The 9863-nt window shown below is 60.0% G+C and carries 9 protein-coding genes; 5 read left to right on the top strand and 4 right to left on the bottom strand.

The features are described from left to right. Positions 1-86 precede the first annotated feature (86 nt). Complete coding sequence (locus tag CCR95_RS12320) at positions 87-1133, bottom strand: quinone-dependent dihydroorotate dehydrogenase (protein ID WP_201094704.1); 1047 nt, start codon at positions 1131-1133, stop codon at positions 87-89. A 229-nt stretch (positions 1134-1362) separates the two neighbouring features. On the opposite strand from CCR95_RS12320, the gene CCR95_RS12315 reads away from it, so the two are divergent. The 5 genes from CCR95_RS12315 (at position 1363) to CCR95_RS26115 (ending at position 6749) form a co-directional block, all read left to right on the top strand. Beyond that, the gene (locus CCR95_RS12315; RefSeq protein ID WP_201094703.1) at positions 1363-1809 is read left to right on the top strand and encodes a gamma-glutamylcyclotransferase family protein; all 447 of its coding nucleotides are present in this window, start codon (positions 1363-1365) and stop codon (positions 1807-1809) included. A 22-nt stretch (positions 1810-1831) separates the two neighbouring features. Continuing rightward, complete coding sequence (locus CCR95_RS12310; RefSeq protein WP_201094702.1) at positions 1832-2293, top strand: OsmC family protein; 462 nt, start codon at positions 1832-1834, stop codon at positions 2291-2293. A 141-nt stretch (positions 2294-2434) separates the two neighbouring features. Next, positions 2435-3232, top strand: a complete 798-nt coding sequence (locus tag CCR95_RS12305) for a hypothetical protein (RefSeq protein WP_242523214.1) — start codon at positions 2435-2437, stop codon at positions 3230-3232. Between the two features lie 48 nt (positions 3233-3280). Continuing rightward, positions 3281-5029, top strand: a complete 1749-nt coding sequence (locus tag CCR95_RS12300; protein WP_201094701.1) for a RyR domain-containing protein — start codon at positions 3281-3283, stop codon at positions 5027-5029. A gap of 295 nt (positions 5030-5324) precedes the next feature. After that, on the top strand, positions 5325-6749 hold the full coding sequence (locus tag CCR95_RS26115; protein ID WP_420825657.1) for a GGDEF domain-containing response regulator: 1425 nt from the start codon (positions 5325-5327) through the stop codon (positions 6747-6749). Positions 6750-6965: 216 nt separating this feature from the next. On the opposite strand, the gene dnaN is transcribed toward CCR95_RS26115, so the two are convergent. The 3 genes from dnaN to CCR95_RS12280 form a co-directional block, all read right to left on the bottom strand. Next, positions 6966-8066 (bottom strand): DNA polymerase III subunit beta, encoded by a 1101-nt coding sequence (gene dnaN / locus CCR95_RS12290; RefSeq protein ID WP_201094700.1) that lies wholly within the window; start codon positions 8064-8066, stop codon positions 6966-6968. A 116-nt stretch (positions 8067-8182) separates the two neighbouring features. Then, positions 8183-9520, bottom strand: coding sequence for a chromosomal replication initiator protein DnaA (dnaA, locus tag CCR95_RS12285; RefSeq protein WP_201094699.1), 1338 nt, complete (start codon positions 9518-9520; stop codon positions 8183-8185). Positions 9521-9684: 164 nt separating this feature from the next. After that, positions 9685-9863: IS4 family transposase (locus tag CCR95_RS12280; protein ID WP_276570259.1), on the bottom strand; the 179-nt coding region annotated here is incomplete at its 5' end.

The following is a 9863-nucleotide window of genomic DNA, read 5'->3' as shown; positions in this document are numbered from 1 at the left end:
AACTCGTCCACACCGAGAGGCCGTCAATGGACAGGATGAACAGGATTAGATCTCGTGACGCCGCTTTGCGGCGTCACGCATCGCCATCATCCCGATTGACTGACGGCCAATGCGCGCAGCAATTGCCGCGCGAACCTCGGCCCCCGATAGATCAGCCCCGTATATACTTGAATCAGATTGGCGCCAGCGGCCAGCTTCGCCGCCGCCCCCGCCGGATCCATCACGCCGCCGACACCGATCAGCACCGGCTCCGGACCGAGCGCCGCGCGGACCCGGCCCAACAACTCGGTACTGCGCGCCAGCAGCGGCTGGCCGGACAGTCCGCCGCTGAGCCCATCGGTCGCACTGGCTAGCCCCACGAAGCGGATGGTGGTATTGGTCAGAATCAGGCCGGCGCAGCCCGCTCCGAGCGCGGCGCGGGCGCAGTCGATGGCGTCCGTATCGGCCAGGTCCGGCGCCAGCTTGACCAGCAGCGGGCGCGGGCGGGACAGGCGCTGATTCGGCCCCTGGATCGCCGCGACGATTCGCTCGACCTCCTCGACCCGTTGCAGATCGCGCAGACCCGGCGTGTTCGGGCTCGAAATATTCACCACCACATAATCGGCCAGTTCGCCGAGCCGCTCGAAACTGCGGCGATAATCGGCGGCGGCCTGTTCCGGTGGCGTCACCTTGGACTTGCCGAGATTGACGCCGAGCGGTACCTGCAGCAGATCACGCGCGCGCAGGCGTTCCAGCCGCCGTCCCATGGCTTCCGCGCCTTCGTTATTGAACCCCATCCGGTTCACGATCGCGCTATCCCGCGGCAAGCGAAACAGCCGTGGCCGGGGGTTGCCGGGCTGGGGCAGGGCCGTGACCGTGCCCACCTCGACGAAACCGAAGCCCAGCGCCTGCCAGGCCGACACCGCTTCCGCGTTCTTGTCCAGTCCGGCGGCCAGCCCGATCGGGTTGGGAAAGCGCAGTCCCATCGCCTCGACCGCCAGGTCCGGGGCGCGGGCGATGTCGCCGTCATCCAGTTTGCCCGCGAACAGCGTCGACCAGCGCGACAGCAGGTCGAGGGTCAGATTGTGCGCCAGCTCCGGATCCAGCCGGAATGCCAGCGGTCGGAGGAGACGCCAAAGGTTGTCTTCTGTCATCGTGTCGTCCAAGGCTGTTAAGTCGCGGCCATCGCGCGGCGTGTCGTCGCGCGGGATCGGCCAGATGGGATTCGCCCAGGGCCGTCGGCGTCGATGCGGTTTAGAGGCGATTGACCTGAATGGTATAGTTTGCGTCTTTCAACCGATTCCCGCGGGAACACTTCCATGGACACGCAAACCCAGTTGCCGGACATGCCGGGCGCCCCGCTCGCATCCTGAGACCGCCGCCATGCGTCATCGTGTCTTTGTTTATGGCACCCTGTTGCGCGGGGAAGTCAACCATCGCTTGCTGAACGGCGCGGATTGGCTGGGGCCGCATCGCACCGCGCCCTGCTTTACACTGTATCGCATCGGCGCCTATCCGGGCGCGGCCCGTGGCGGGGCGACCGCGATCCTCGGCGAGGTCTATGCCCTGGATGGCGCCGGTTTGCGCCAACTCGACCGGCTGGAGGACTATCCGATCCTCTATGATCGACACTGGATCGCAACGCCCTATGGTCGCGCCTGGATCTATGTCTATCGCGGCCGGCTGCGCGGCCGGCCGATCATCGTCGGCGGCGATTGGCGTGCCCTCGCTGCCGATCCGCAGTCTTTACGGGCCACCGGCGTGCGCTCTCTCAGGGATCCCAAGACCCGTCACCGACGGTCGTCATCATCCACAGGTTCAGCGCGATAACCACCGAGATCGAGGAAAGAACATGTCCGAAGAAGGCCGTTTCACCATCCATCTTGAGCAACGCGAAGGTTTTCAGATCAATGTCGCGTTCGACTGGAAGCGCGCGCCCGATCTGCTGATGGACGAACCCCCGCCGCTCGGCGAGCAGCAGGGGCCGAACGCCTCGCGCCTGCTGGCCGCCGCCGCCGCCAACTGTCTGAGCGCGAGCCTGCTCTATTGCGTCTTCAAGGAGGAGCCGCCAGAGCACTGTCTGCGTACCGAGGTTGACTGCATCATGGTCCGCAACGAGAAGAAACGTCAGCGCATCGGCGGTCTGGAGGTCCGGCTGATTCTGACCGATGTCGTCACGCAGTCGCCCCGTTTCGCCCGCTGCAAGACCCTGTTCGAGGACTTCTGCGTGGTGTCGGCGAGCATCCGCCAGGGCATTCCGATGCGCGTCACGCTGCTCGACGAGCAGGGCACGATCCTGCATGAGTCCGAGTAAGGCGACTTCCGGGAAAGACCTTGCCGAGGTTCCGTGCGTCCTGAGCCCTTCGACTTCGCTCAGGACAGGCCGGTCGAAGGGCGAACGGAACCTCGCGCGCCGAGCCGCATTCACGGGAGCGGGTCGCTGGATCTCGGCGAGATGACGGCGGCAGGCGCCGGGCGCGCGCCATCCGAAGCCGTGACCGCCCTCGCCGGCGCGCTCGACGCGCTGGGGCTGTCCGTGCCCCGTCCGGTGCTGGTGCTGATCGGCGGGGCCGCGAATCTCGATCCGGCGGTGGCGGCGGCCCTGCGCAGCCTGTTCGAGCGACTGGCGCCCCGGCTGGATGCGCTGGGTGTCACGGTCGTCGATGGCGGCACCGCCTTTGGAGTCATGGCCTTGATGGGTCAGGCGCGCCATCGGACCGCCGCCCGCTTTCCGCTGCTCGGGGTCGCGGACCGCGGCACGGTGGCGCTGGAGACACGGCCGTCGCGTGCCGCGGTCCGCGTTCTGAGCGGGGCGGGACATTGTGGGGACACCGATCGGTTTGGAGGGCGGACATTCGGCGAGGGCGCGCGGCTTGACCCGAACCACTCGCATTTTCTCCTGACGCCAGGGGATCGCTGGGGCGACGAATCGGCCTGGATCGTCGCCGCCGCGACCTGCCTTGCTGGCGACGGTCCAGTCCTGACCCTGGTCGCCGCCGGCGGGCTCGTTACCCGGCTGGATGTGGTGTTGGCGTTGCGGGCGGGTCTGCGCCTGATCATACTGGCCGGTACGGGCGGTACGGCCGATCTGCTGGCCAACTGGTGGCGTGACGGCCGGGAGATTAAGGATTTCCCGCTCGGAGCGCGGGAGCACGCCTTGATGCAGGTGGTGGAGATGGCGGATGCCGTCGAACCTGTGGCCGACATCCTGGCCCAGACGTTCGCGTCGACGGGAGACGGGAAGGCGTCATAACGATGCGGTCCCAGGGCCGTTTCCTGGAAATGACCCGAGTGCCTCTCCATGTTATTTGGCCCATCGCCTATCCATGTCTGCGGCTCTGAGCCGCTCGCCTCGCGTGTCGTCGCGGGATTGCGCGCGGATGGGCGACGGGTGCGCTTGGTCTCGCCCGACCAACTGACGACGCTGAAGCCTGCCCGAATCCGTACCCTGATCCTGGCCGATCCACCCGACCCGGCGGGCTTGATCGCCCCGTTCGCCGCCCGACTAGATCAAGCCCGGCGAGGGTTCGGTGCCGAACCCGTCCGGCTGATCCTGATGCACCCGGCCGACCCGCCGCCCCCGCTTCCAACCTTGAACCTCGATGGACGGCTGCGCCTGGAGACCTTCGCCATCGAAAACCGCGCCATGCGCGCGCTGCTCGCCCGCTGGCCGCTGCATTCCGGCATGGATCCGCCGTTCGGTCAGGTGCCGCATCTGCTGATCGCGGGGTTCACGCCCTCTGCTGGCGCTTTTCTGGTCCAGGCGCTGCGGCTGATCCAATACGCCGATGCGTGCCCACGGGTCAGCGTTCTCTGCGATGACACGGAGCGCGTGGCCGCGCGTTTCCAGGCGGCGTATCCCCAGGCTGGTCAGGTGGCGGAGATCCGGTTCGCGCCACTCGCGTCACCGTCACTCAAGGACGCGCCAGCCGTCACTCTCGCCCTGGTCTGCCCGGACGCTCCCGGCGCGGAGGGTCTTCGGGTGGCGCGCGCGCTCATCCAGGCCATTGCCCGAGAGCAACGCGCCTCGCCGCCGATTCTGCTGGAGATCGGCGACGACGCGGCCAGGGGCGACATCGCGGACTGGGACGGACAGCTCATCCCCTTCTCGTCGCTCCACGCAGCCTGCCGGCCTCAGGTGTTGCTCGATGGTCTCGGCGACGAGGCGGCCCGAACCATCCATGAACAGTATTGCGACAGCATCGCCGCGCAGGGACGCGATCCGGGCACCGAGCCGGCCGGCGAGCCCTGGCCGCGACTGGCCACCTCCTATCGGCAGGCCAACCGCCATCAGGCGGACCATCTTTGGGCCAAGCTGGCCCTCACGGACTGCCGGGCGGTCGTCGAGGAGATGGTGGACTCCTTCGCTTTCACGCCGCTGGAGGTGGAACGGCTGGCCCGGATCGAACACCGGCGCTGGGCCGCCGACCGGTTTCTGGATGGCTGGAGTTATGCCCCGGTGCGCGACAATGCCCGCAAGCATCATCCGCAGCTCATCCCCTATGCCGAACTGTCCGAGCCCATGAAGGATCTCGACCGTTTCGCCGTGCGCGGCGTGCCGAACCTGCTGGCGCGTTCCGGGCTGGGGGTGGTGCGTCTGCTGATCGTCGGTCTCCCCGCGCCGGGTGCGGGGTCGGCTAGCGGGAGACGGCTGTGCACCCTGACCCGTTTGGTTTTGGAGCGGCTCGTTGCCCGCTATCCGGATCGCGCCCTCGTGCTCGCTGCCACCCTGGCGGACCCGGCGACGCGACAGGTGATGCGACAGGCGCTGGATCAGACCGATGCCGGACTCTTCTGGCTGCTGCCCCGGCCTGTCGACGAACTGCTGGCCGCCCAGCCCGACGCTGCCGCGCGGCTGGATTTGCTGGAACTCGCCGCTCGCGCCGAGCGCCGGATCGCGCTGGACGGCGAGGGCGAACTGGCGCGCTGGTTCGCCGCGCGGGCCGAGATCGTCATTGCGCTGGGAGCGATCGCGCCCATGGCCGAACCCGCCAGGCGAGTGACGCTTTCGACTGGCTGGGCCGGACTCGACTGGAACTTCGAGTATTGATCCCGGCCACGCGCGGACTCCTTTCGGGATGCACTGCCATTCAGTGAAGCCGTTCATGGTTCGACACGCTCACCACGAACGGCTTCACTGAATGGCAGTGCCCTCCGGGATGGCGAACGTCGTTGCACACGAATCTTCGTCCGCCGGGCCAGCATTCGACGCGAAGATGATGTTTGCCGGAAATCGCTTTAGAATCCGAACTCTTTCTCGCGGCTGGGATGGCTTGAGTTCGAGCGTTTCGAGTATGGCCTGTCGAACAGTGACTTTCGGCGGTCCTCGACAGAGGCAAGCCCCCATGATTCAGATGATTAATGACGCGACCAGCGTCAGCGCGACCGGCACGGTGCTGGTGGTCGAGGACAGCCGTTCCCTGCGCAGTTTACTGAGCGCCTATCTCGACGATGCGCATGGATTGAAGACGGTGGAGGCGGGTTCGCTGGCCGAGGCGCAGGCGGCGCTGGCCCTGGATCCCACGCGGTTCTTCGCCGCCGTGCTGGATCTCAATCTACCGGATGCGCCGGAGGGCCAGGTCGTGGATCTGGTGCAGCGGCACGGGATTCCGGTGGTGGTGCTGACCGGCTCCATGGATCCCTTGCTGCGGGAGACCATGCTGAGTAAGCAGGTCGTGGATTATTTCATCAAGCACAATCGCAACGAGATCGAACAGGTCGCGCACACGCTCGGACGCCTGTGGCAAAACCGTCAGATCAAGGTGATGGTGGTTGACGATTCGCCCAGTTTTCGGGCGTATCTGCAAAGTCTGCTGGAGAGCTATCGCTATCAGACATTGACAGCGAACAACGGCAGGGAAGCGTTGAAGCGGCTGGCTGAACATCCCGAGACCAGTCTTGTGATCACCGATGTCAACATGCCCGAGATGAACGGACTGGAGCTGATCGAAGCCATCCGTCAGCAATATCGCCGCGAAGATCTGGCCGTCATCGGTATGTCGGATACCTCCAAGCCCGGACTCTCGGCCCGCCTGCTCAAGACCGGCGCCAACGATTTCATCGCCAAGCCATTTCAGGCGGAGGAGTTTTTCTGCCGCGTCACCCAGAACACCAACATGATGGAGTATGTGCGCCGTCTGCGCGAGGCGGCCACCCGCGACGTGCTGACCGGGCTGGCCAACCGGCGTCATGTCCTGGAAGTGGGCGAAAAACTCTACGCCAATGCCCGGCGCGGTCATTTTCAGATCGCGCTCGGCATGATCGATGTGGATCACTTCAAGCAGGTCAACGATCGCTTTGGCCATCTGGTCGGCGACGATGCCTTGAAGCGGATTGCCGTCGCGCTGAGCCAATCGTTGCGCGTGTCCGATATTGTCGGGCGCTACGGGGGCGAGGAGTTCATCTGTTTACTCGTGCTTAAACAGGACGATGACGCAGAATTGGTGTTAGAGCGGGTACGCGCCGCCGTCGCTCGGGTGGATTTCGAGGATGGCGGAACGCCGATCCCGCTGACCGTGAGCATTGGATTCACCACCGAGCTGGAAAACTCGTTACTCCAGATGATCGGACGGGCGGATCGCGCCGTTTATCGCGCCAAGGCAGAGGGACGCAACCGCGTCGTTCGCCTTCTACAACCACGAGCATCCGCACCAATCCCTGGGGTACCCGACGCCGGAGGAGGTCTACCGCTCGGGGGAAGGCGAGGGAGCGAAGATCGTGGATCGTGTCGGCGAGACAACACTGGGGCAGCGCCAAACCGCTGCGATTGAGGTCGGCAGCACAACTTGAATTCGGGGAATAACTGTCCTGGACGTGGGGTCCACTTTCGACCACGCGTTCGATCTCGGCGATTCCTAAATAAGCTCAGAAGCGGCTCTTTGTCGATCACATAAATCACATCGCTCGAATACGGCGTTTTGAGAGTGGCTCGCGTAAAATCATGATTTATAAAATGTTATTTGCCGCATGAAATCCGGGAGAGCCAATCAGAGGCGCATGGGCATAACAACATATATTTCGTCATCGGCACCTTTGCCACGCCAGACAGAACTGCTGTTCCCATCCTGAAATTGAACTTGCACGTCGGTTCCGTCGATGGCCCCGAGAACGTCCATCAGGTAAGAAACATTAAAACCAATGGATATCTGGTCATCACTGTATTCCAGTTCAATCTCTTCTTCGGCTTCTTCCTGCTCAGGATTATGCGCGAGAAGTCTGAGTGTGTCTTGAACGAATGTCAGTCTGACACCACGATATTTTTCATTAGACAATATCGCAGTACGTGAAAGCGCACGTTTCAGCTCTTCTTTATTCAATAAAGCCACTTTTCCAAGTTCGCGTGGTATGACGCGTTCATACTCTGGATATCGACCATCAACAATTTTCGATGTCATCGTCATATGGCCAACTGAGATTTGAAAGCACTTTTCCCCCAGGCTCATAATCGCGCATTCTTCAGAATTACCCAGTTGACGGCGAAGTTCAAGGACGGTTTTATTCGGAACAATTAATTGCCGGGATTCGCTCATGCCAACGGCAGTTTTACTGAGAAATTTTGCAAGTCGATGACCATCGGTCGCGACCGCAGTCAGTGTTGCGGTATCGAACTCGATTAATAGTCCATTCAAGTAATATCGCACATCCTGTTGTGCCATCGCGAAGGCAGTCTTTTCCAGTAATCGCTTTAAAAGAGATTCGCCAATCGAAAATTGAACGCCATCTTGTACAGACTCCATAAACGGGAAATCAGCTGCCGGTAATGTGCCAAGCGAAAATCGCCCACGACCGGATGTAACAACGCATCGATCATCCTTGATTTTCAGACGAATATCGGCGCTTTCAGGGAGATTTTTGCAAATATCCATTAATTTTCGGGCTGGTACAGTAGCATCTCCAGCGTGGCATGTTTCGACATTAAAAACCGTTTTCACTTCGACCTCTAAATCGGTCCCGGTCATCGTGACACGATCACTTTCCACGGCCAAATGTAAATTGCCAAGAATTGGCAATGTTTGACGCCGTTCGACAATTCCAGTCACCTTCCCAAGTGCGGGCAACAGGATCTCCCGGTTAACGACAAATTCCATCGCATTCTCCATAAATGTGTAAGTAGTATTGTAAATTCAAAAAGTACTGCGATTCGCTATCTGCTTACATGAAGCTAGTCAACTTAAAGCAAAAAAGCTGAACATCGCATTCAAAATTAGGCGTTAAGCATTCTTAACAGATTCTTATAATCCTCGTCTAGCCCTGCGTCACTTTCCCGTAAGCTTTTAATTTTTCGAGTGGCATGAAGCACTGTAGTGTGGTCGCGTCCCCCGAATGCGTTGCCAATTTCTGGCAGGCTATGCTTCGTAAGTTCTTTTGCCAGCGTCATTGCGATCTGTCTTGGTCTCGCAAGCGAACGACTTCGTTTAGGCGACAGCATGTCAGAGGTGCGAAGTTTGTAATACTCTGCGACAGTTTTTTGAATATTTTCAACACTAACTTGCTTGTCTTGAGCGGCAAGCATATCTCGGAGAGCATGTTTTGCGAAATCGAGGCTGATTGGCTTGCCGGTGAATTGGGCATTTGCGATCAAGCGTCGCAAGGCACCTTCTAGTTCACGAATATTTGACCGGATCCGGCGACCAACAAAAAATGCAACATCCTCGGGAAGCTCAACGCCCCACTGAGTCGCCTTGCAATGCAGGATAGCAACGCTTGTCTCAAGATCCGGAGGTTCGATCGAGACCGTCAAGCCCCATCCAAAGCGTGATTTCAAGCGTTCTTCAAGACCGACAACTTCTTTTGGAAATCGATCGCTCGTTAAGATGATTTGTTGGCGTGAATCAAAGAGCGCATTAAAAGTGTGAAAAAACTCTTCTTGCGATCGTTCCTTCCCCGCAAAAAACTGAACGTCATCAATTAAAAGGGCATTGACCGAGCGGTAGTTTTTTTTGAAGTCGTCAATTTTGTTATGTTGAAGAGCTTTGATCATCTCGGCAACAAATCTTTCGGAATGCAGATAAACGACACGTGCACTGGGATTTGATGTAAGTATTATATTTCCAACAGCGTGCATTAAGTGAGTCTTGCCGAGACCAACTCCACCATAGATAAATAATGGATTGTACGCCGTTCCTGGGTTCTGACCGATTTGCATCGACGCTGCCCGAGCAAGCTGATTGGATTTTCCCTCGACAAATGTCTCAAAGGTAAAGTCAGCATTTAAATGCGCATTTGAACGCCTTTCTGCAAGCCCAGGATTGGCCGCAAGATCCACGAATCGGGAGCGTTCATGCTTTTGATCGACGGCATGTTCAAGCCCGCCAACTTCAAATGTGATCCGAAGAACAATTCCTTTACTGAGCAGCCCACAAAGTTCGAGCAGCCTTTTTTCATAATGATTTTGGACCCAATCCAACACGAAACGATTGGGTGCAAACAACTGTAACTGAATGCCGTCAACCAGTGCCTGGAGTGGCATAATCCATGTGTTAAATTCTGCCGGCGTCAATTCGCTCTTCAATTGCCTGACACACTGCTCCCATACATCCATGGCGACTCCCGACTTCTGTCATATCATTCGTTCAGTTTTGACAGGCGCATCGCGCGCTGCCCCCAAAGGCCCTAAATACTGTGTACGCGAAATCCAGTACAGCAGCGCCTAAGTGTCGACAAGCATCTGCGTACAGGGCATCCAGCCCCCTTAGAGGCATCCCATTACACACAACTTTCCGTGTCCGGCATCTCCCTGGCATATTTGATTCCAGCCGCGAAGTCCATGATGCGCTGCATGCCCAGCCAGATCGTCTTCAAACCGGGCTCGCCATCGCCCTTGCGCCCGAGAAACCCGCCGAGACGGGCGATGAGGCGCATCACCTCGTTGAGACGTGGCGGTT

This window comes from Thiocystis minor, assembly GCF_016653465.1.
Classification (GTDB): Bacteria; Pseudomonadota; Gammaproteobacteria; order Chromatiales; family Chromatiaceae; genus Chromatium; species Chromatium minus.
This window is presented reverse-complemented; position numbering and strand designations above follow the sequence as displayed.